Genomic DNA, 20,371 nt, shown 5'->3' with positions numbered 1-20,371 from the left:
GTGCTGTTCCGGGGCTGGGGGGAGTCCGTCGACGGGCGGTGGCCGGACGTGGCGACCGTGGTCGACCACGTCGGCGTCGGTCACCTGGTGGTCACCCGGCACGCCCTGGTCCGGCGGGTGCTCACCGACCCCGTCACGTTCCGGCCGGACAACGCCCTCGACGCGGTGACCCCGATGCCGGTGGCCGCGCTGCGGGTGCTCGCCGGACACCGGTTCCGGCTGCCGCCGACGCTGGCCAACAACTCCGGCGCCAGCCACCCGCAGATCCGCGGCATCGTCGCCGACGCGCTGCACCCCACCCGGGTGGCGGCGCAGCAGCCCTGGCTGACGGCGCTGGTCCGGGAGCGGGTGGACCGGCTCGCCGCCGCCCTCGAGGCGGGCCAGGCGGTCGACCTGTACGCCGAACTCGCCGCCGACCTGCCGCTGCTGGTGCTCGCCCGGCTCGTGGAGCTGCCGGACGCCCCGGTCGGCGCGGTCAAGGAGTTCGCCCGGGCCGCGCTGGAGCTGTTCTGGGCGCCGCTGGACGCCGAGCGGCAGCGGGCGCTGGCCACCGAGGTCGGAAGGTTCCACACCATGCTGCGCGCGTTCGCCGCCACCGGCGGAGGGCTCGCCGCCCGGCTGCGGGCTGCCGGGCACTCCCCCGACGTGGTGGTGGGCGCGCTGTTCTTCCTGCTGGTCGCCGGCCAGGAGACCACCTCGCAGTTCCTCACCCTGCTGCTGCACCGGCTGACCGGCGAACCGGAGGTACGCGCGGGGCTGCGTGCCGGCGAGGTCGCCGTCGCCGACGTGGTCGAGGAGGGGCTGCGGCTGGAGCCGCCGATCGTCACCTGGCGGCGGGTGGCCACGGTGGACACCGAGCTGGGCGGGACGGCGGTGCCGGCGGGCACCAGCATCGTGGCGTGGCTGGCCCGGGCCGGCCGGGACCCCGAGGTGGTCGCCGCCCCGGCCGAGTTCCGGCCGGGACAGCCCGGTTCCCGCCGGCACCTGGCCTTCGGGGCGGGCGCGCACCGCTGCGTGGGGGCCCAACTGGCCCGGATGGAGGCGGCGGTGGTGGTCGCCGAGGCGGCCCCGCTGCTCGACGGGGTGACCGTGGTCCGCCCGCCGTGGTGCCCGGACAACCTGACCTTCCGGATGCCGGACGCGTTCGTCGTCCGCCGCGCCTGACCGCTCCGCCGCTGCGGCGGGGCGCTCGCCGGTCCTGACGAAAGTGGGGGTCGGTCGGCGGCGATCGGCAGCGGTGCGGCGCCCGGTCCGGTTCGTACCGTCGGCGCATGATCACATTACGTGGGTTGACGAAACGGTTCGGCGGGACGACCGCGGTCGACGACCTGACCGTCGACATCGCGCCCGGACGGGTGACCGGCTTCCTCGGCCCGAACGGCGCGGGCAAGTCCACCACCATGCGGATGGTCCTCGGCCTGGACCGACCGACCGCCGGCGAAGCCCTGGTCGACGGGCGGCCGTACCGGGCCCTGCGACACCCGTTGCACGAGGTGGGGGCGCTGCTGGACGCGACCGGCATCCACCCGGCCCGGTCCGGCCGGGCGCACTTGCGGGCCATGGCGCGCAGCAACGGCATCCCGCCGCGCCGGGTCGACGAGGTGCTCGGCCTGGCCGGCCTCGACGGACGGGCCGCGGACAAACCGGGCCGCTCGCTCTCCCTCGGCATGGCGCAGCGGCTCGGCATCGCCGGCGCGCTGCTCGGGGACCCGCCCGTGCTGCTCTTCGACGAACCGGTCAACGGGTTGGACCCCGACGGGGTGCGCTGGATCCGGCGGCTGACCCGCGCGCTGGCCGCCGAGGGGCGGACCGTCCTGGTCTCCAGTCACCTGATGAGCGAGATGGAGCAGACCGCCGACCAGCTCATCGTGATCGGCCGGGGCCGGCTGATCGCCGACGCGCCGGTCGCCGAGCTGATCGCCGCCAGCGCGGCCGCCTCGGTCCTGGTCCGCGGCCCGCAACCGGTGGCGCTGGCCGCGCTGGGTGAGCGGTTGACGGCCGAGGGAGCCACCGTGACCCCGCACGGCGCCGACGGCCTGACCGTCTCGGGCGCCGCCGCCGACCGGGTCGGCGATGTGGCGTACGAGCTGGGGGTCCGGATGCACGAGCTGACCCCGATGACCGGCTCGCTGGAGCAGGCGTTCATGGAACTCACCGCCGACAGCGTCGAGTACGCCGGCGGCACCGTCGGAAGCGAGGCCCGATGACCACCCTCCGCACCGTCGCCCCCGCCCGACCGACGTCCCGACCCGCCCCGGCCGGCGGCCCGTTCACCGGCGCGGTGGCCGCCGAGTGGACCAAGCTCTGGTCGGTCCGGTCCACCTGGTGGACGCTGCTGGCCGGCGTGCTGGTGATGGCGGCCACCGCCGGGCAGCTCGCCATCTACGCGGCCAACGCCAACACCGACGACGACCCGACCAACAACCCGGGCGTCGGCACCGTCGGCAGCGTCGTGATCGGTTCCCTGGACCTCACCCAGTACGCCGTCCTGGCCCTGGGACTGCTCGCCATCACCTCGGAGTACGCGACCGGCACCATCCGGACCACGCTGCGCTGCACCCCGTCGCGGGGCCGGATGCTGCTGGCCAAGGCGGTCGTGGTGGCGGTCGTGACCTTCCTGTTCGGCCTCCTGCTCGGTGGCGTCGGCGCGCTGGTGGCCGGGCCGGTGCTGGGCCGGTGGGGCCGCGTCCCGGTGGCCGGGACGCTGGGCGATGTGCTGGCCGCCGCGGTCTACCTGGCGCTGGTCGCGGTGCTGGCACTGGGCCTGGCGGCGGCGCTGCGCGGCGCGGTGCTCACCCTCACCGTGCTCCTCGCCGTGCTGATGATCGTGCCGCTGTCGCTCCAGGAGCCGCGGATCACCGTGCTCACCCGGATCGCCGACGCCTTCCCCGGCGTCGCGGGCGCGCATTTCATGGCCGGAGACAGCGACCCGTACCCGGCGGCAGTGGGGCTGCTGCTGCTCGCCGGCTGGACGGTCGCCGCGCTGGCCCTCGGCCGGGCCGCGCTCCGGCGGCGCGACGCCTGACCCGCCCCGCCGGACTGGGGACGGGGCGGGGCTGGTCAGCCGGTCGGCGGGACCAGCCCCGCCTCGTACGCGAGGATCGCCGCCTGCACCCGGTTACGGACGTCGAGCCGGGTGAAGATGCTGGTCAGGTAGCTCTTCACGGTGCCCTCGACCAGGTGCAGGCGGCGGGCGATCTCGGCGTTGGACAGCCCGGCGCCGACCAGCGCCAGTACCTCCCGCTCGCGCTCGGTCAGGCCGACGAGCCGGTCCCGGGCGTACGGCCCGCGGGCCAGCCGGCCGCCGGTCAGCTCGATCACCCGCCGGGCCACCCGGGGTGACAGGTACGCCCCGCCGTCGGCCACGGCCCGGACCCCGGCGAGCAGCTCGCGGGGATCGCCGGCCTTGAGCAGGAATCCGCTCGCCCCGTGACCCAGCGCCCGGGCGACGTGGTCGTCCTCGCCGAACGTGGTCAGCATGACGCTGGCGGTCTCCGGCACCAGCCGCCGGATCTCCGCGGCCGCGCCGATCCCGTCCAGCCTCGGCATCCGAATGTCCAACAGGGCCACCCGGGGGCGGTGGGCGCGGACGAGTTCGACCGCGTCCCGGCCGTCGGCGGCCTCGCCGACCACCTCGATCCCCGGGTCCGCCGCCAGGATGGCCCGCACCCCGGCCCGGACCATGGCCTCGTCGTCGGCGAGCACGACCCGCACCGGGCGCTCGCGGTCCTCGCTCACCGGGCGATCCGCTCCTTGCTGGCCAGCCGGCCGTCGGCGAAGCAGAGCCGCCAGCTCGGCTCCGCGAAGGGGAAGTTGCCGTCGGTGTAGTACTCGCACCCGCCCGCCGGGGCGCCGTCCGGCGGCTCGGCCTGCCGCCGGGGCAGCCCCAGTGCGGCGCGCGGGTCGCCGACCCGCAGCCGCTCGTACCCGGGACGGTCCAGCACGGCGCCGGCCGTGGCGAGCGGGTAGTAGACCAGCGACAGCACCAGGCCCAGCGTGACCGGGGCGCCGAACGCGATCAGCAGGCTGCGCCGCACCCGGCGTCGGGCGTCGCGCAGCCGGCGTTCGGACTCGCCGGGCGGGTCGGCCGTGGCAAGCCCGGGCCGGCCGTCGAGCGGCCAGCCGCCCGGGGCGTCGGGCGCCGGGAGCGGCCCATCGTCCTCCCCCGCCGGCCCGTCGGGGACCAGCGGCAGCCAGACCCGTACGGCGAACCCGCCGTCGCGTGGGCCCGCGTCGAGGACCCCGCCGGTGAGGCGTACCCGCTCGCGCAGGGCGAGCAGACCCGAGCCGTGGGCGGGCGGGCCGGGCAGCGGCGGGGCCGCGGCCGGGGCGTTGACCACCCGCACGTCGACCCGGTCACCGGCCCGGGCCAGGGTGACGGTGACCGGAGCGCCGGGCGCGTACCGGGCGGCGTTGGTCAGCGCCTCGCGGATCACCCGGTGCGCGGCGTGCGCGACCATCGGCGGCAGGTCCAGGTCGGCCGGCACCCGCAGCTCGACCGTCATCCCGGCGTCGCGGGCCCCCTCCACCAACTCCGCCACGGTCTCGTCGGGCGGCCGGACGTCCGACGCCCGCTCCTCGCGCAGCACGCCGATGATGTCGTGCAGCCGCTCGGTCGCGGCGGCCACGCTGGCGCGCAGCTCACCGGCGGCGGCGCGGTGCGCGGGGGCGAGGTCGGCGGAGACCTCCAGCGCGGCGGTGCGGAGCGCGATCAGGCTCAGGTCGTGGCCCAGCGAATCGTGCATCTCCTGGGCGATCCGGGCCCGTTCCCGCAACCGGATCCGGTCCACCGCGCTGCGCCGCTCCCGGTCCACCGCCTCGGCGTGCCGCCGCTCGGTCGCCGCCAGCGCCCGCTGCTGCCGCCGGTGCCGGCCGAGCAGCCAGGGGAACACCCCGCCGAAGAGCAGCACCGACGCCAGCAGGTACCAGGTCGCCGGCCCGGTGCCGAGCAGGCCGAGGTTGAGCCCGGTGCCGGCGGCCGCGATCGCCCCGAAGACCCCGGCGGCCCGGGCGGTCCCCGCGCCCCGCCGCCCGGCCAGGTAGCTGAAGACCGGGATGGCGAAGACGAAGTTGCCGTCGAGCAGCGAGCCGAGCACCACCGCCACGAGGGCGGTCAGCGGCAGGCGCCGACCGGTCCCCACCGCCAGGGCCAGCAGCGCCAGCGAGGCGACCAGCAGGAACACCGCGGAGGGCGGTCGGGGCGGGGTGATCCCGGCGTACCCGATCGGCGCGGCCAGCGCGGCCCAGAGCAGCAGGTCGCCCACCCGCCGCCGGTCCCCTAGCAGGCGGGCGTGACGCCAAGACCGCGATTCCACGGCGGTCAGGCTACCGACGGGTGCCCGGTCCGGACACCGACGAAAGTCAGGTGCCCGGCCGGTGTCCGCCGGCCCGACCGGGGCGCGGCGGTCAGCCGGGGTGGGCGGTCGGCACCGGGGCGGCCGGGGCATAGCGCCGGCGCGGGTAGAGGACGCGCAGCAGCGGCCCGGCCATCGCGGTGGTGAGCACCGCCATCACCACCATCAGCGAGTAGAGCCGGGTGTCCAGCAGGGTCAGTTGCAGGCCGATGTTGAGGATGACCAGTTCGGTCAGGCCGCGGGTGTTCATCAGGGTGGCCAGCGCGCCGGACTCCCGGGCCGGCAGTCCGTTGGCCCGGGCCGCCAGGTAGGCGCCGACGAACTTGCCGCCGATCGCCACCAGCAGGATCAGGGCCAGCTCGCCCAGCCCGGTGCCGCCGACGGCGGAGAGGTCGACCCGCAGGCCGGCGACGATGAAGAAGACCGGCAACAGCAGCACCGAGCTGACCTGGCCGACCCGTTCCAGCAGTTCGGCGCGGAGCGCGGCGCCGCCCTCGCGGGGCATCACCACGCCGAACAGGAACGCGCCGAAGATGAAGTGCAGCCCGACGGCCTCGGTGGCCGCGGCCGACAGCAACGCACCGGCCAGCACCACGGCGAGGGTGCCGCTGGTCAGCCGCCCGGCGGTCCGCTGCGCCGCGGCCACCCGGCGCAGCAGGGGGCGGACCAGCAGGAACATCACCGCCAGGTAGGGCAGCACCAGCAGCAGCCGGGCCTGGTCGGCGGCGGCGCCGGCGACGGCCACCACCATGGCCAACATCGACCAGGCGAGGACGTCGTCGACCGCCGCGCAGGTCAGGGCCACCTGGCCGACCAGGGTGTGGCTCATGTTCCGGTCGGTGAGGATCCGGGCCAGCACGGGGAACGCGGTGACCGACATCGCCGCGCCCATGAACAGCGCGAAGCTCAGCGGGTCCCGGCTCGGGTGATTGTGGATCAGGTACAGCGACAGCAGGGCGCCCAACCCGAACGGCAGCACGATGGAGCTGATCGAGACGCTGCCGGCCAGCCGGCCCTTGCCCCGCACCAGCGCGTGGTCCAGTTCGAGACCGACGATGAACATGAACAGCGCGATCCCCAGGTTGGCCAGCGCGGCGAGGAACGGCCGGATGTCGGTGGGGAAGACCGCGTCGGAGACGACGCCGTCGAGGAGCGTGGGACCGAGCGCGATCCCGGCCAGCACCTCGCCGATCACCGGCGGCTGGTCCAGCCGGCGGGCCACCGCACCCAGCAGGCGGGCGGCCACGATGATGATCGCGAGGGCGAGCAGGAGACGGGTGGCCTGAGTGGTCGACATGGCTCCTCCGACCGGACGTCCGACGGTTGACCCGGCGATCGTCACGCCGCCGCCTCGGGTGCGGCTCGACCACCGGTCAAGGGCCGCGGCGGCGCCGTCGGGACGGGCGTCCGCGGGCGGCGGCGGGTCGCCCGGCCGCCGAGCCGGGTTCGAGTACGGCTCCAGCCGGCGCTGTGAGCATGTGCGGGCCCATCGGAGCGGACGCCAGGAGGATCACCGTGCACCGCACCTTGATCATCGCGAAGTTGAAGACCGACGAACCACAGCGCATCGGCGACGTCTTCGCCGAATCGGACGCCACCGACCTGCCCCACATGATCGGTGTCTCGCGGCGGCTGCTGTTCACCTTCCACGACCTCTACCTGCATCTCGTGGAGGCCGACGACGACATCTCGCCCAACCTGTACAAGGCCCGCAGCCACCCGCTCTACCAGGACATCAACACCCGGCTGACGGAGTTCGTGTCGCCGTACGACCCGAACTGGAAGGAGCCGAAGGACGCGATGGCCGCCCCGTTCTACGTGTGGACGGCGCAGGACGGGAGGACCCGGTGACCACGACCCGCGAACTGCGTGTGCACGTCGACCAGGTGGCGCCGAACCGGCGCCGCGGCGGCGACATCCGGCTCACCCTGAGCCCGAGGACGGTGGGCTGCACCTCCGGCTTCGGCGGGGTGCTCGCCCTCGCCCCCGGCGAGTACGTCACCGAGCACTACCACCCGTACTCGGAGGAGTTCCTGCACGTCGTCGACGGCGACCTGGAGATCCGGCTGGACGGCGAGCCGGTCCGGCTCGGCCCCGGCGACTCGCTGCTGGTGCCGATCGGAGTGAAGCACCGGCTGGTCAACACCGGCGGCAGCGCCGCCCGGGTGGTGTTCCACCTCTCCCCGCTGGCGCCCCGGCCCGAGCTGGGTCACGTGGATACCGAGGAGCCGATCCGGCCGGAGGCGGCGAACCCGGACGTGGGTGGTCCGGCATGACCCGGTCGGTGGTGGTCACCGGGATCGGCGCGGTCGCGCCGGGGGCGGTGGGCCGGGAGGCGTACTGGGAGCTGCTGGCCGCCGGGCGGACCGCGACCCGGCGGATCAGCCTCTTCGACGCCGGCGCCTTCCGGTCCCGGATCGCCGCCGAGGTGGACTTCGACCCGCGGGCGTGCGGGCTGACCTCAGCGGAGATCCGGCGGATGGACCGGGCCGCGCAGTTCGCGGTGGTCAGCGCCCGGGAGGCGGTCGCGGACAGCGGCCTGGACCTCGCCGCCGGAGACCCGGCCCGGCTCGGGGTCAGCATCGGCAGCGCGGTCGGCTGCACCATGGGTCTGGAGCAGGAGTACGCGGTGCTCTCCGACGACGGCCGCAACTGGCTGGTCGACCACAGCTACGGGGTGCCGCACCTGTACGGGTACATGGTGCCGAGCACGCTGGCGGTGGAGGTGGCCTGGACGGCCGGCGCGGAGGGGCCGACGGCGCTCATCTCGACCGGCTGCACCTCCGGGCTGGACGCGGTCGGGCACGCGGTGGAGCTGATCCGCGAGGGCAGCACCGACGTGATGGTGGCCGGCGCGACGGACGCCCCGCTCTCCCCGATCACCTCCGCCTGCTTCGACGCGATCAAGGCGACCTCGCCGAACAACGACGACCCCGAGCACGCCTCCCGCCCGTTCGACGCCACCCGCGACGGCTTCGTCCTCGGCGAGGGGGCGGCGGTGCTGGTGCTGGAGGAGAAGGAGGCGGCCCAGCGGCGCGGGGCCCGCGTCTACGCCGAGATCACCGGCTTCGCCAGTCGCAGCAACGCCTTCCACATGACCGGGCTGAAGCCGGACGGCCGGGAGATGGCCGAGGCGATCCGGGTCGCCATGGACCAGGCGCGCATCGACCCGTCCGACGTGGACTACATCAACGCGCACGGCTCGGGGACCAAGCAGAACGACCGGCACGAGACGGCCGCGTTCATCCGGGCGCTCGGCGAGCGGGCGTACCAGGTGCCGGTCAGCTCGATCAAGTCGATGATCGGGCACTCGCTGGGGGCGATCGGCTCCCTGGAGGTGGCGGCCTGCGCGCTGGCCCTGCAACGCCAGGTGGTGCCGCCCACCGCGAACCTGCACCAGCGCGATCCCGAGTGCGACCTGGACTACGTGCCGCTCACCGCCCGGGAGCACCGGATGGACAGCGTGCTCAGCGTGGGCAGCGGCTTCGGCGGCTTCCAGAGCGCGATGCTGCTCGCCCGCGTCTGACCCCGGACCGACGACCGGCCGCCCACCTGGCAGTGGACGGCCGGTCGTCGTGCGTCGGTCAGCGGCGACGCCGGGCCGGGCGTGCCGGGGGCGGCTCGGCGGGCCGACCCGGGGGCGGTGGGAAACCCATCAGGAACAGCCCCTGGACCTGGGCGCCCGACCAGAGCCGCCGGGCGATCCGCACCAGCATCGACGGGTACCCCTGATCTCCGCCGCCGTCGGCCACCATCGCACGCCCCTTCCGGTCCTCGCCGGCCCGCCGCGGGCGCGGCGGACCGGCCGCCAGCCTGGGGCGTACCCCTCGAACCCGCCTCGACCGGCGAGCGAGCCGGCGGGGCGCGCGGACCCGGCCCGGCGCGGGCCCGGGCACCCTGAGCGACGCTCCAGCGGGGTTCGAGCCGGCCTGCGCACAGTGGCCGTGGCCGGGTCGATCCCGGCCGGCGGCACCGGCGCCGACGGGTCCGGACCACCCTGGCGGCACCGCGCCCCGCCCGAACGGAGCCGGCGGGGCCATCCATCCAACGACGGTCGGGAGTGCGGAATGTACGGAAACATGGGCGGCTTCGGCGGCCCCAGCACCAGGACACAGCTGGACACCCTGGTCGAGAGCCTCACCGAGTCCGACGCGGACGCGGTACGCGACTGGCTGGGCGGCGCGAACGGCCAGGGCATGCCGGGTGTGCTCAACCCGCGGGCGCTCACCCAGCACCACGAGGCGGTGGCGAGCGACCGGCGTCGCCCGGCCGACGACGACCCGCAGGGGGTCCGCTCGGTCGGCGTCATCGGTGGCGGCACCGCCGGCTTCATGGCCGCACTGGCGCTGAAGGCGAAGCGGCCGTGGCTGGACGTCACCCTGGTGCAGTCGAAGGAGATCCCGATCATCGGCGTCGGCGAGGCGACGGTGACCTACATGGTGATGTTCCTGCACCACTACCTGGGCATCGACGCCAACGAGCTGTACCGGAAGGTGATGCCCACCTGGAAGCTCGGCATCAAGTTCGACTGGGGACCGGCGGACGACGAGCCGTTCATGGCCACCTTCGACTGGCACCACCACTCGATCGGCGGCCTCGGCGCGCTGGACGCCACCGGCAGCGTCAACGGCTTCACGCTCCAGTCGCTGATGATGATGGCCGACCGCTCGGCGGTCTACGAGGTGGACGGCAGGCCCGTCTCGCTGATGAAGTACCTGCCGTTCGCGTACCACCTGGACAACGGCCGGTTCGTCGGCTACCTCACCGAGCTGGCCGAGCAGCGCGGCATCAAGCACGTCGAGGCGCGGCTGGCCGACGTGGTGCTCAGCGGCGAGGAGTGGGTAGACCATCTGACCACCACCGACGGGCGCGAGCTGGAGTTCGACTTCTACGTCGACTGCACCGGCTTCCGGTCGATGCTGCTCGGCAAGACCCTCGGCACGCCGTTCCACAGCTACTCCGACACGCTCTTCACCAACTCGGCGGTCACCGGCAACATGCCGCACGACGGGGTGCTCAAGCCGTACACCTCGGCGACCACCATGCAGGCCGGTTGGACCTGGAACATCCCCACCCCGGAGAGCGACCACATCGGCTACGTCTACTCGACCGACCACCTCAGCGACGAGCAGGCGGCCGACGAGGTCCAGGAGCGCTTCCCCACCGTCGACGGGCTGCGCCAGGTGCGCTTCCGCAGCGGCCGGCACGACAAGGCCTGGCGGGGCAACGTCTACGCGATCGGCAACTCGTACGCCTTCGTCGAGCCGCTGGAGTCCACCGGGCTGCTGATGAGCGCGCTCTCCATCCAGGCGATGGTGGCCACCCTGCCCACCTCGTGGTCCGAGACCCCGGCCCGGGACGTGGTCAACCTCGGCCTCGGCCAGCGCTGGGACGCGATCCGCTGGTTCCTCGGCATCCACTACAAGTTCAACACGAAGCTGGACACGCCGTTCTGGAAGGACGTCCAGGAGCGCTGCGACGTCTCCGGCTTCAAGCCGCTGCTGGACCTGTACGCCAACGGCGCGCCGCTGACCCGGCGGGACCCCTTCCTGCTGGACCTGGCGCTGGGCGCGGCGCCGACCTTCTTCGGCCTGGCGGGCATCGACAACCTGCTGCTCGGTCAGAAGGTGCCGGCGACCCTGCTGGAGCGCACGGAGACCAACGACGACTGGTGGCAGCGCCGCAAGGCGGCCGACGCCCTGGTGGCGAAGGCGATGACCCAGGCGGACGCGCTGAAGGCCTTCGCCGAGCACCCGGAGCTGAACAAGCAGCTGCTCGAGGACTTCGACAGCTGGGCCGGCCGGCACATCGCCCCGTACATCGGGATGAACTGACCGACGCCGGGGTCCGGTCCGGACCACCGGCGGACCCCCGCCCGATCCCTGAGGTGGTGCGACGTGACAGATTCCCTCGCCGAGCGGGCCGCCGGGCCCTCCTCGACCGACTTCCGGGGCCTGATGGCCGAGTTCCCCACCGGCGTGGCGGTGCTGACCGCGTTCGGGCCGGACGGCGGGCCGCACGGCATGACGTGCTCGTCGGTGTGCAGCGTGACCCTGAGCCCGCCGACGTTGCTGGTCTGCGTGTGGAGCGGCAGCCCGACGCTGGCCGCGATCGTCGCCGGCTCCCGCTTCGCGGTGAACCTGCTGCACGACCGCGCCTCGGAGACGGCGCGGCTGTTCGCCTCCGGCGACCCGGACCGGTTCTCCCGGGTGTGCTGGGACGCCGGGCCGGACGCGGCGGGGCCGCACCTGGCCGACGACGCGCTCGCCGTGGCGCACTGCGCCGTGACCCGCACCGAGCCGGTCGGCGACCACGTGGTGGTCTTCGGCGAGGTGCGGCGCATCGTCCGGGAGCCGGGCCGGGAGCCGCTGCTCTACGGGCAGCGCCGGTTCGCCGCCTGGCCGGCCGGCTGACCACCGGTCGTCCGCACTGATCCCCGGGGCCGGGGACCGGTCGCCGTCGCGTCACCGCGCGCCGGCCCGGTCCGCGGGCCCGGGGATCGTGTCGTTTCCGGGCCGCGGGCGTCCCGGACCCGGGAATCCTGTCGTCGCGGGATTGTGCGTTCTCCGCGCCCGGGAATTGTGTCGTTCGGGTGTCGAACCCACTTCGTGGAATCCGCCCCACCGCCACTATTGCAATTTGCACCCGGCGCGATCACTGTCGGTGACACGCCTGCCGTCCGGCGGGCGCCGCGGCGGCCCGCCTACGCGCGGGCCGACACCCGCGACATCGGGCCGCGGGCGCGCCCCGCGCAACGCCCCCACCACGGCCGACGGTGAACGCCGGGGGCGTCCGGACGGCTTTGTCCAGAATCCCATTATTGGGCCGCTTGACAATGTTTTCTCCGGCGGCCCGGACCAATACCGCGCCTTTCCGACAGTCGGCCGTCCGCCAATTGTTACCGAATGTTTCGGGTACTCTCGGTAAGGAAAGAGCCGGCCGGATCGAAAGCCGGAGATCCGACATTGCACAGCCGATCGAAATGACGGATTGTCGAACACCGTGGGATCCGTAGCGAGCTTTCCGGGCGCGGAAGGTCGGGCCAGTCGCGGTCGACCGAGCGCACGGAGTTCAGGGGATGCGCCCCGACTGTCCGGTTTTGGGCGACCCCTGCCCCTCGGCAAACCGTCGGAGGCAGGGGTCGACCGATTGGTGGAGATTAATGCGTTGCGCATCCACTCCGCGTGTGCATTCGACTGGCGTTTGCCGCGAAAAGGGACGAGTGGAGGACTTCGAGAAAGGGGGCTCTATCCGCGCTCCAGCGCTTTTCGAGCGCTGAAAGATGGCATCGACCCAGCCTGATACCAGGTCTCTCGAAGTCGACGTCCCACCCGGTGCGGGGCGGGACAGCAGCGACTTCGACCACAAGGGGGAAGTGGTTGTCGTGCAGATTTCGATCCTAGGACCGCTGGAGGTGGTACGCGACCGTACGGTCGTGACACCTTCGGCACCCAAACTCCGCCGAGCGCTCAGCCTTCTCGCGCTCAACGGCAACGTCGTCGTGCGGACCGACCAGATCATTGAGGAGTTGTGGGAGGACAACCCTCCCGCCAGCGTCACCACCACGCTCCAGACCTACGTCTACCAGCTCCGCAAACTGCTGCGGCTCGGCGTACCCAACGCCCGGGGACAGCTGCCGACCACGGCGGGGGCGCCGTCGCTGCGGACCTCCGCCTACGGGTACGTCCTCTCGCTCGCGCCGGACGCCCTCGACGCCCGCCGCTTCGGCCGGCTGGCCGCCCTGGGCCGGGCCCAACTGGAGGCCGGCGACCCCGCCACCGCGGCGGGCACCCTGGCCGAGGCGCTGCGGCTCTGGCGCGGTCCGTCCCTGGTGGACGTCAGCCTGGGTCCGCTGCTGCAGGTCGAGGCGCTGCGGCTGGAGGAGATGCACAAGAGCGCCCTGGAGTCCCGTATCCAGGCCGACCTGCAGCTCGGCCGGCACCACGAGGTGCTCGGCGAGCTGACCGCGCTGGTGGCCAAGCAGCCCACCCACGAGGGCTTCCACGCCAAGCTGATGCTCGCCCTCTACCGCGCCGGGCGCCGCCCCGACGCGCTCGCCGTCTACCAGAGCCTGCGCACGGCCCTGGCCCGGGAGCTGGGCCTGGACCCGTCGCTGGACACCCAGCGGCTGCACCGCTCGATGCTGGAGGGCGACCTCGCCCTGGAGCCGCCGCCGGCGTCGGCCGAGCCGGCGGCCGTCGTCGTCCGGTCCGCGCCGCCCAGCCAGCTGCCCCCGAAGGGGCCGGCGCTGGTCGGCCGGGACACCGAGCTGGCGGCGGTGCTGGCCGCGCTGGGCCGCACGCCGCGCAGCGCCCCGGCGGTGGTGGTCGTCGCCGGACCGCCCGGCTGCGGCGCCACCGCGCTCAGCGTGCACGCCGCCCACCAGGTCCGCGACCACCACCCGGGCGGCCAGCTATACGCCCGGCTGCTCGACGGCGACGGCGGCCGGGCCGACCTGGGCGAGGTGCTCGGCGGGTTCCTGCGGGCGCTGGGGGTGCCCGACGAGGCGCTGCCGACCTCGCTCGACGAGCGCAGCCGGATGTTCCGCTCGGTCACCGCGGACCGGAACGTGCTCGTCCTCCTCGACGACGTGGCCGACATCGACCAGTTGGCCCCGCTGCTGCCGTCGAGCCGCGCCAGCGCGGTGCTGGTGACCAGCCGGCGTCGGCTCTCGACGCCGTCCATCAGCGAGACCCTCCACCTGCCGCCGCTGGACGTCGACGGCAGCCTGCAACTGCTGGCCGCCGCGATCGGCCGGCGTCGGATCGAACGGGAACCGCTGATCGCCCGCGAGCTGGTCTACCTCTGCGACGGGCTGCCGTCGGCGCTGCACGTCGCCGCGTCGATGCTGCTCTCCCGGCCACACTGGAGCATCGCGCGACTGATCGCGTGGAAGCGGCGGGAGATGGACCGCCCCTGCGGCGACCCGCTGCGGCTGCGGGCCAGCGTGGAACGGACGTACCGGCTCGCGCCGCGGGCGGTGCAGACCGCGCTCGGCCAGCTCGCCGGGCTGGTGCAGCAGCCGGTCTCGCTCGGCACCGCCGCCAGCGTGCTCGGCGTCGACGAGCACGCCGCCGAGTCGGTCCTGGAGGAGCTGGTCGAGCTGCACCTGATCGGCGCCGAGCCGCCGGACGACCAGCTCGTCGGGTACAACTACCGGTTCCTGCCGACCCTGCGCAGCATCAGCCAGCAGCTCGCGGTGGGCCGCTGAACCCTCCCCCGGGTCGGCTCCACCGGCCCGGGGGCAACGGCCCGGAACGCCGACGGCCGCGACGGTCTCTCACCGTCGCGGCCGTCGCCGCAGCTGCTCCCCGGGGTCGGGCCGCCGGGACCGACCCGTCACCCGGCCAGGCGTACGCCCGGCGCCGCCGCCATCTCGTCCAGCAGCGACGTGGAGTGCTCCGCCGCCCGGAACACCGGGTCGGCCAGCACCTCCCGCAGCCGGGGCACGGTGGTCCGGACACCCCGCCCGGCGATCCGGAACTCGGCCAGCGCCCGGTCCATCCGGTCCAGCGCCTGGTCCCGGTCGGGCGCCCAGACGATCACCTTTGCCAGCAGCGAGTCGTAGTACGGCGAGATCCGCCAGCCCGGGTAGGCGTGGGTGTCGACCCGGACGCCCGGGCCGCCGGGCGGGACGAACTCGGTGAGCTCCCCCGGGCAGGGGGCGTAGTCCCGCGCCGGGTCCTCGGCGTTGACCCGGCACTCCACCGCCACCCCGCGCGGCCGGACGTCGTCCTGGGTCACCGACAGCGGCAGGCCGGCGGCCACCCGGATCTGCTCGCGTACCAGGTCGATGCCGGTGACCGCCTCGGTGACCGGGTGCTCCACCTGGATCCGCGAGTTCACCTCGATGAACGCGGTCTCCTCGCCGGCGACCAGGAACTCGAAGGTCCCCGCCCCGGTGAAGCCGACCGCCCGGGCGCCCCGCACCGCCGCCTCGGCGAACGCGTCGGCGATCCGCCGGGGCAGGCCCGGGGCCGGGCTCTCCTCGACGAGCTTCTGGTGCCGGCGCTGCACCGAGCAGTCCCGCTCCCCCAGGTGCACCACGTTGCCGTGCCCGTCGGCCAACACCTGGATCTCCACGTGCCGGGCGCGTTCCAGGAAGCGCTCCAGGTAGACCCGGTCGTCGCCGAAGACCGAGCGGGCCGCGGCCCGGGTCGCGCGGAACGCGGGCAGCAGGTCCTCCGCGCGCCGCACCACGCTCATCCCCCGGCCGCCCCCGCCGGCCGCCGCCTTGATGATCACCGGGAACCCGACCCGGTGCCCGGCGGCCAGGATCTCGCTGGCGCTGCCGACCGGTTCGAGGGTGCCCGGCAGGACCGGCAGGCCGGCGTCGGTCATCAGCCGTCGGGCCAGCGACTTGTCGCCCAGGCGCGCCATCACCTCCGGCCGGGGCCCGATGAAGACCAGCCCGTTGCGGGCGCAGATCTCGGCGAAGTCGGGATCCTCGGAGAGGAAGCCGTAGCCGGGGTGGACGGCCTGCGCGCCGGTGCGCAGCGCCGCCTCGATCAGCGCCGGCGGGTACAGGTAACTCTGCTTGGCCGGTCCCGGTCCGATGTGGACCGCCTCGTCGGCGGCGCGGACCGCCGCCGACTCGCGGTCGGCGGTGGAGTACGCCACCACGCTGCGGATCCCCATCTCCCGACAGGTACGCACCACCCGCAGCGCGATCTCGCCGCGGTTGGCCACCAGCACCGTGTCGAAGGTGGCCTCCCGCCCGCTCACTCGCCCTCCCAGGGCTCGATCACCAGCAGCGGCTGCTCGTACTCGACCGGCTCGCCGTCGGCCACCGGGATGTCGACCACCCGCCCGGCCAGGTCGGCCACCAGCGGGTTCATCAGCTTCATCGCCTCCACGATGCCGACCTGCTGGCCGACCTCGACGATGTCGCCGACCTCGACGAACGGCTTGGCGCCCGGCTCGATCGCCCGGTAGAAGGTGCCCACCAGCGGCGACCGCAGCTCGTGTCGGCCGGCCTCCGCCCCGGCGTCGACCTGGGTCGCCGGCGTCTCGGCGTAGACGGTGACGGGCGTCCCGCCCCCGGCCGCGGTCGCGTCCGGCCACTCGACGTCGATGCTGGCGCAGCCGAAGCGGACACTGATCCGGCTCGGCGCGCCGCTGACCGAGCGGGCCACCCCGAGGACGCTGCGGTGCAGCACCTCCATCGCGGCCTCGGCGTGCAGCACCGCCACCGCCGCGTCCAGCCCGCCCGGATCGGCCGGTGCCGGGGTCGTGGTGGGAGCAGGAGTGATGGTCATGTCAGGGCCTCCTATCGTTGGTCAGACCGAACCGCCGGAACCGGCCCCGCCGCGCCGCGACCAGGGCCGGTCCGTCACTGGCCCGCAGCTCGCGCAGGGCGACGACCACGGCGTCGCGGACCAGCCGGGACGCGCGCGCCGGGTCGAGGTGGGCGCCGCCCGGCGGTTCCGGCACCACCCCGTCGACCACGCCGAGCCGCAGCAGGGACCCGGCGTCCACGCCCAGCGCGGCCGCCGCGTCGCCCGCCCGCTCCGGGCTGCGCCAGAGGATCGCCGCGCAACCCTCCGGGCTGATCACCGAGTACGTGCCGTTCTCGGTCAGCAGCACCCGGTCGGCCACGGCCAACGCCAGCGCGCCGCCGCTGCCGCCCTCGCCGGTGATCACCGTGACCACCGGCACCGGCAGGCTGCCCATCAGCGCGATGGACTCCGCGATGGCGACCGCCTGGCCCTGCTCCTCCGCCGCCAGCCCGGGGTGGGCCCCGGCGGTGTCGACCAGCGTCACGACCGGCACCCGCAGCTTCGCGGCGAGCCGCATCAGCCGGGCGGCCTTGCGGTAGCCGGCGGGCGAGGGCATTCCGAAGGAGTGCCGCACCAACTCCTCGGTGCTGTGCCCCTTCTGGTGCCCGATCACCATCACCGGCAGCCCGTCCAGCACGCCCAGGCCACCCACCACGGCCCGGCAGTCCCCCGCGCCGTCGCGGGCGCCACGCAGCTCGACGAAGCCGTCCAGCCACTCGGTGAGGTGGTCGGTGAGGGTGGGCCGGTCGAGGTGCCGGGCCAGCCGGACCACCTCGGCCGGCGGCCGGCGGACCAGGGTGGCCGGGTCCCGCAGCACGGCGTCCACCACCTCGCCGCCCCAGTCCGCGGGCGCCGGGGCGGCCGCCGCCAGCAGCTGGCCCAGCACCCAGGGCAGCTCGCCCCGGGCGCGTACCCCGTCGACCAGGCCCCGCTCCAGCAGGAACTCCGCGGTCTGGAAGCCCGGGGGCAGCTCCTGGCGGATGGTCTGGGCGATGACCCGGGGGCCGGCGAAGCCCATCCGGGCGCCGGGCTCGGCGATGATGACGTCGGTCAGCGTGGCGAACGAGGCCGCGACCCCGCCGTACGTCGGGTCGGTCACCAGGGTGACGGTGAGCAGCCCCGCCTCGTCCAGGGCGCGCAGCGCGTTGCCGGTCTTGGCCATCTGCATCAGCGCCAGGGCGCCCTCCTGCATCCGGGCCCCGCCGGAGGCGGTGACGATCAGCAGCGCGCAGGAGTCGGCCAGGGCCGCCTCCGCGGCGGCGGTCACCGCCTCCCCGGCGGCCACCCCCAGGCTGCCGCCGAGGAAGCGGAAGTCCATCACCGCCGCCACCACCGGGTGGCCCTGGATCCGGCCCCGGACCACCCGGACCGCGTCGGCGAGGCCGGTGCTCTCCCGGGCCCGGGACAGCCGGCCCGGGTAGTCGACCAGGTCGGTGAAGCCCAGCGGGTCGTGCACCGACTCCGCCGGCGTCACCGGGCGCACCGAGCCGGGATCGAGCAGGCTCCGCAGCCGCTCGTCGACGGACAGCCGGCTGTGCCACCCGCACTCCGGGCACACCCCCAGCAGCCGGTCGAACCGCTTGCGGTACAGCAGCACCCGGCAGCCACCGCAGGTCAGCCACTCCGCGTCGGCCGGGGTGGCCGGGACCGCCGGCGCGGCGGTGGCGCCCCGCACCGGCGCAGGAACCGTACTGGTCATGTTCCGCTCCGATCGTCCGTGCCCCGCGTCGAGCGGGACGCGGGATTACCGCCGTCGGTCTCCGGTCGTTCGGCCCGGCCGGCCGCCCGCCCGGCGCCCGGTCCCCCGGTACGCCGGACGCGCGGCCGGCACGTCACCGGACGCCGACCCATTCCCCGTGGCTCCCGGCGCTCGCCGCACCGGGCAGGTGGGCGACCACCCGCATGGTGGTCATCGAGCCGCCCGAGCGGTACGGGTGCAGCCTGGTCCGATGCTCCAGGTGCCGGTCGCTGTGCTCGAACTCGCGGAACCGGGGCTCGTCCACCCAGTCGCTGACGATCCAGTAGACGCCCTCCTCCTCGTCGCGGGAGAGCCACTGCCCCAGGTTCGCCGGGTGGCTGGTGACGGAGTCGCCGACCTCCAGCCAGACCCGCTCGAACTCCTCCTGCATGCCGGGCTTGATCTGCATCCGCAGCATCACCCGGAAGGGTCCCTCGGCCATCAGGAGATCCCCCCGTCGACGTGCACGGTGGCGCCGGTGACGTACCGGGACAGGTCGCTGGCCAGCCAGAGCACGGCGGCGGCCACCTCGTCCGGCTCGCCGAGCCGGCCCAGCGCCGTCTTGTCCTGGTAGCGCTTCGTCAGCATGGCGCGCTGCTCCGCCGGCATGGCGTCCATCGCCTCGGTGCGGATGACCCCGAGGGCGAGCACGTTGAAGCGCAGCCCCTTCGCCCCGTACTCCTTCGCCAGCGAGCGGGTCAGGCCGCGCAGCGCCGCCTTGGTGGCCGTGTAGTGGGCCCGCAGCGGGATGCCCACCTCGGAGGACTTCGAGCCGATGCTCACCACCGAGCCGCCGGCCGTCATCATCGGGATCGCCGCCTGGGTGACCAGGTGCACCGCGGTCAGGTTGGTGTCGATCACCTGCTGCCACTGGGCCAGGGTGAGCTGCTCGTACGGCACGTGGCTGATCGCGCCGGCGTTGTTGACCACCAGGTCGAGCCGGCCGAACCGGCTGCGCGCCTCGGCCATCAGCGCGCCGACCTGCTCCGGGTCGGCCAGGTCGGCGCGGATCAGGTGGTGCTCGCCGCCGATCTCCTTGAGCTCGCGTTCCAGCGAGGTGACCGCCTCGCCCTCCTGCCGGTAGCAGGTCAGCACGTCGACACCGTGCCGGGCCAGGGCCAGGACGATGCCCCGCCCCACGCCCCGGGTGCCCCCGGTGACCAGTGCCTTCTTTCCGGCCAGTTCCAGATCCATCGTGGTCCCTCCATGTCGGTTCGCCGCGCCCGGTGCGCCCGGGCCGGGCGCTCAGCTGACCGGTACGCCCCGACGGGCGGCGGCCTCGACCTTCTCCTTGATCAGCTGCTGCTGGACGGCGGTGTTGCGGTTGAGCCGCTCCTGCATCCCGGCGTCGTCGAGCGGGGCGCCGGGCTTCATCTCGAAGTCCTGCACCCAGCGCAGCCGCACCCCGCCCTCGACCGGCGTGTACTCCCAGAACAGCGACATGTACTTGAAGACCCCGGTCTCCACCCGGTGCGAGCGGACCGTCCAGGTCTCCCGGTCGGCCGCCCGGGCCGAGACCCAGGACCAGACCTTGCCGTTCTCGTCCGGGTGCAGGGAGAGCCGGAACAGCACGGAGCCGTCCGGCCGGCGGTCCAGCACGGTCGCCTCGGCGTACTCGCTGAACAGCCGCGGCCACGACTCGATGTCGTTGGTCAGCTCCCAGACCAGCTCCAGCGGGGCGTCGATGACCACCGCGTTGTCGGTGTGCCCGGCCATCTCAGCCCACCGTCGCGAACTGCGCGTTGATGTAGTCGACGGTGCTGCGCGGGGTGGTCATCCGCTCCACCGCCTCGTCCGGGATCGGCACCCCGTAGCGGCGCTGCACGTGGCCGGCCAGCTCCAACATGGCCAGTGAGTCGTAGCCCAGGTCGGCCAGCGGCACGTCGGCGATGTCGCCGGACAGGTCGGTGGACTCGTCGACCCCGGCGATGCTGCCCAGCAGCTCGCGAAGGTCGTCCAGGGTGAAGCTCGTCATCGCTCGGCTCCGTTCGTCGTGGATC

The 20,371-nt window shown here is 74.3% G+C and carries 20 protein-coding genes; 9 read left to right on the top strand and 11 right to left on the bottom strand.

From position 1 onward, the window contains the following. From EV384_RS13485 to EV384_RS13475, 3 genes are all read left to right on the top strand, one after another. Positions 1 to 1,164, top strand: coding sequence for a cytochrome P450 (locus EV384_RS13485; RefSeq protein ID WP_130333456.1), 1,164 nt, complete (start codon positions 1 to 3; stop codon positions 1,162 to 1,164). A 107-nt stretch (positions 1,165 to 1,271) separates the two neighbouring features. Further along, the gene (locus EV384_RS13480; protein WP_130333454.1) at positions 1,272 to 2,207 is read left to right on the top strand and encodes an ABC transporter ATP-binding protein; all 936 of its coding nucleotides are present in this window, start codon (positions 1,272 to 1,274) and stop codon (positions 2,205 to 2,207) included. Then, on the top strand, positions 2,204 to 3,025 hold the full coding sequence (locus EV384_RS13475) for an ABC transporter permease (protein WP_130333452.1): 822 nt from the start codon (positions 2,204 to 2,206) through the stop codon (positions 3,023 to 3,025). The genes EV384_RS13480 and EV384_RS13475 overlap by 4 nt, the downstream gene beginning before the upstream one ends. A 35-nt stretch (positions 3,026 to 3,060) precedes the next feature. Here EV384_RS13475 and EV384_RS13470 read toward each other — a convergent pair whose 3' ends face one another. The 3 genes from EV384_RS13470 to EV384_RS13460 form a co-directional block, all read right to left on the bottom strand. Next, a complete protein-coding gene (locus tag EV384_RS13470; RefSeq protein WP_130333451.1) occupies positions 3,061 to 3,738 on the bottom strand; it encodes a response regulator in 678 nt (225 codons plus the stop codon). Further along, positions 3,735 to 5,315, bottom strand: a complete 1,581-nt coding sequence (locus tag EV384_RS13465) for a sensor histidine kinase (protein ID WP_242624036.1) — start codon at positions 5,313 to 5,315, stop codon at positions 3,735 to 3,737. The genes EV384_RS13470 and EV384_RS13465 overlap by 4 nt, the downstream gene beginning before the upstream one ends. Before the next feature lie 91 nt (positions 5,316 to 5,406). After that, positions 5,407 to 6,651: a cation:proton antiporter domain-containing protein gene (locus tag EV384_RS13460; RefSeq protein ID WP_130333447.1), complete on the bottom strand. Its 1,245-nt coding sequence runs from the start codon at positions 6,649 to 6,651 to the stop codon at positions 5,407 to 5,409. A 218-nt stretch (positions 6,652 to 6,869) separates the two neighbouring features. Here EV384_RS13460 and EV384_RS13455 point away from each other — a divergent pair, with 218 nt between their 5' ends. The 3 genes from EV384_RS13455 to EV384_RS13445 are packed head-to-tail and all read left to right on the top strand — an operon-like array spanning position 6,870 to position 8,880. Next, positions 6,870 to 7,205, top strand: a complete 336-nt coding sequence (locus EV384_RS13455) for a TcmI family type II polyketide cyclase (RefSeq protein WP_130333445.1) — start codon at positions 6,870 to 6,872, stop codon at positions 7,203 to 7,205. Then, positions 7,202 to 7,630 carry a cupin domain-containing protein gene (locus EV384_RS13450; RefSeq protein WP_130333443.1) on the top strand — a complete coding sequence of 143 codons (429 nt, stop codon included), beginning with the start codon at positions 7,202 to 7,204 and terminating at the stop codon, positions 7,628 to 7,630. Before EV384_RS13455 ends, EV384_RS13450 begins: the two co-directional genes overlap by 4 nt. Continuing rightward, complete coding sequence (locus tag EV384_RS13445) at positions 7,627 to 8,880, top strand: beta-ketoacyl-[acyl-carrier-protein] synthase family protein (protein ID WP_130333441.1); 1,254 nt, start codon at positions 7,627 to 7,629, stop codon at positions 8,878 to 8,880. Before EV384_RS13450 ends, EV384_RS13445 begins: the two co-directional genes overlap by 4 nt. 58 nt (positions 8,881 to 8,938) lie before the next feature. On the opposite strand, the gene EV384_RS34785 is transcribed toward EV384_RS13445, so the two are convergent. Continuing rightward, a complete protein-coding gene (locus EV384_RS34785) occupies positions 8,939 to 9,109 on the bottom strand; it encodes a hypothetical protein (protein WP_165439928.1) in 171 nt (56 codons plus the stop codon). Positions 9,110 to 9,421: 312 nt separating this feature from the next. Here EV384_RS34785 and EV384_RS13440 point away from each other — a divergent pair, with 312 nt between their 5' ends. From EV384_RS13440 to EV384_RS13430, 3 genes are all read left to right on the top strand, one after another. After that, entirely contained in the window at positions 9,422 to 11,188 is a 1,767-nt protein-coding gene (locus EV384_RS13440; protein WP_130333439.1) for a tryptophan halogenase family protein, read from the top strand. A 63-nt stretch (positions 11,189 to 11,251) separates the two neighbouring features. After that, a complete protein-coding gene (locus EV384_RS13435) occupies positions 11,252 to 11,767 on the top strand; it encodes a flavin reductase family protein (RefSeq protein ID WP_242624035.1) in 516 nt (171 codons plus the stop codon). 1,022 nt (positions 11,768 to 12,789) lie between these two features. Continuing rightward, a complete protein-coding gene (locus tag EV384_RS13430; RefSeq protein ID WP_165439927.1) occupies positions 12,790 to 14,565 on the top strand; it encodes an AfsR/SARP family transcriptional regulator in 1,776 nt (591 codons plus the stop codon). 128 nt (positions 14,566 to 14,693) lie between these two features. Here the strand turns inward: EV384_RS13430 and EV384_RS13425 are convergent, their stop codons facing one another. The 7 genes from EV384_RS13425 to EV384_RS13395 form a co-directional block, all read right to left on the bottom strand. Then, positions 14,694 to 16,079, bottom strand: a complete 1,386-nt coding sequence (locus EV384_RS13425) for an acetyl-CoA carboxylase biotin carboxylase subunit (RefSeq protein WP_130333435.1) — start codon at positions 16,077 to 16,079, stop codon at positions 14,694 to 14,696. Continuing rightward, a complete protein-coding gene (gene accB / locus EV384_RS13420) occupies positions 16,076 to 16,612 on the bottom strand; it encodes an acetyl-CoA carboxylase biotin carboxyl carrier protein (protein ID WP_130333433.1) in 537 nt (178 codons plus the stop codon). Before accB ends, EV384_RS13425 begins: the two co-directional genes overlap by 4 nt. Position 16,613: 1 nt before the next feature. Next, on the bottom strand, positions 16,614 to 18,332 hold the full coding sequence (gene accA / locus EV384_RS13415; RefSeq protein ID WP_130333431.1) for an acetyl-CoA carboxylase carboxyltransferase subunit alpha/beta: 1,719 nt from the start codon (positions 18,330 to 18,332) through the stop codon (positions 16,614 to 16,616). Between the two features lie 133 nt (positions 18,333 to 18,465). Next, the gene (locus EV384_RS13410; RefSeq protein ID WP_130333429.1) at positions 18,466 to 18,813 is read right to left on the bottom strand and encodes an antibiotic biosynthesis monooxygenase family protein; all 348 of its coding nucleotides are present in this window, start codon (positions 18,811 to 18,813) and stop codon (positions 18,466 to 18,468) included. Beyond that, a complete protein-coding gene (locus tag EV384_RS13405; RefSeq protein ID WP_130333427.1) occupies positions 18,813 to 19,565 on the bottom strand; it encodes an SDR family NAD(P)-dependent oxidoreductase in 753 nt (250 codons plus the stop codon). Before EV384_RS13405 ends, EV384_RS13410 begins: the two co-directional genes overlap by 1 nt. 51 nt (positions 19,566 to 19,616) lie before the next feature. Continuing rightward, positions 19,617 to 20,087: an SRPBCC family protein gene (locus EV384_RS13400; RefSeq protein ID WP_130333425.1), complete on the bottom strand. Its 471-nt coding sequence runs from the start codon at positions 20,085 to 20,087 to the stop codon at positions 19,617 to 19,619. Position 20,088: 1 nt separating this feature from the next. Continuing rightward, positions 20,089 to 20,346, bottom strand: a complete 258-nt coding sequence (locus tag EV384_RS13395; RefSeq protein ID WP_130333423.1) for an acyl carrier protein — start codon at positions 20,344 to 20,346, stop codon at positions 20,089 to 20,091. Between the last annotated feature and the right edge of the window lie 25 nt (positions 20,347 to 20,371).

This window comes from Micromonospora kangleipakensis (assembly GCF_004217615.1).
Taxonomy (GTDB): Bacteria; Actinomycetota; Actinomycetes; order Mycobacteriales; family Micromonosporaceae; genus Micromonospora; species Micromonospora kangleipakensis.
This window is presented reverse-complemented; position numbering and strand designations above follow the sequence as displayed.

What these genes read in the sequence shown, in the direction of transcription:
- EV384_RS34785 (WP_165439928.1), bottom strand. Translation starts at nt 9,109, where the DNA reads ATGGTGGCCGACGGCGGCGGAGATCAGGGGTACCCGTCGATGCTGGTG.
- EV384_RS13410 (WP_130333429.1), bottom strand. Translation starts at nt 18,813, where the DNA reads ATGGCCGAGGGACCCTTCCGGGTGATGCTGCGGATGCAGATCAAGCCC.
- EV384_RS13445 (WP_130333441.1), top strand. Translation starts at nt 7,627, where the DNA reads ATGACCCGGTCGGTGGTGGTCACCGGGATCGGCGCGGTCGCGCCGGGG.
- EV384_RS13400 (WP_130333425.1), bottom strand. Translation starts at nt 20,087, where the DNA reads ATGGCCGGGCACACCGACAACGCGGTGGTCATCGACGCCCCGCTGGAG.
- accA (WP_130333431.1), bottom strand. Translation starts at nt 18,332, where the DNA reads ATGACCAGTACGGTTCCTGCGCCGGTGCGGGGCGCCACCGCCGCGCCG.
- EV384_RS13440 (WP_130333439.1), top strand. Translation starts at nt 9,422, where the DNA reads ATGTACGGAAACATGGGCGGCTTCGGCGGCCCCAGCACCAGGACACAG.
- EV384_RS13460 (WP_130333447.1), bottom strand. Translation starts at nt 6,651, where the DNA reads ATGTCGACCACTCAGGCCACCCGTCTCCTGCTCGCCCTCGCGATCATC.
- EV384_RS13480 (WP_130333454.1), top strand. Translation starts at nt 1,272, where the DNA reads ATGATCACATTACGTGGGTTGACGAAACGGTTCGGCGGGACGACCGCG.
- accB (WP_130333433.1), bottom strand. Translation starts at nt 16,612, where the DNA reads ATGACCATCACTCCTGCTCCCACCACGACCCCGGCACCGGCCGATCCG.
- EV384_RS13395 (WP_130333423.1), bottom strand. Translation starts at nt 20,346, where the DNA reads ATGACGAGCTTCACCCTGGACGACCTTCGCGAGCTGCTGGGCAGCATC.
- EV384_RS13475 (WP_130333452.1), top strand. Translation starts at nt 2,204, where the DNA reads ATGACCACCCTCCGCACCGTCGCCCCCGCCCGACCGACGTCCCGACCC.
- EV384_RS13405 (WP_130333427.1), bottom strand. Translation starts at nt 19,565, where the DNA reads ATGGATCTGGAACTGGCCGGAAAGAAGGCACTGGTCACCGGGGGCACC.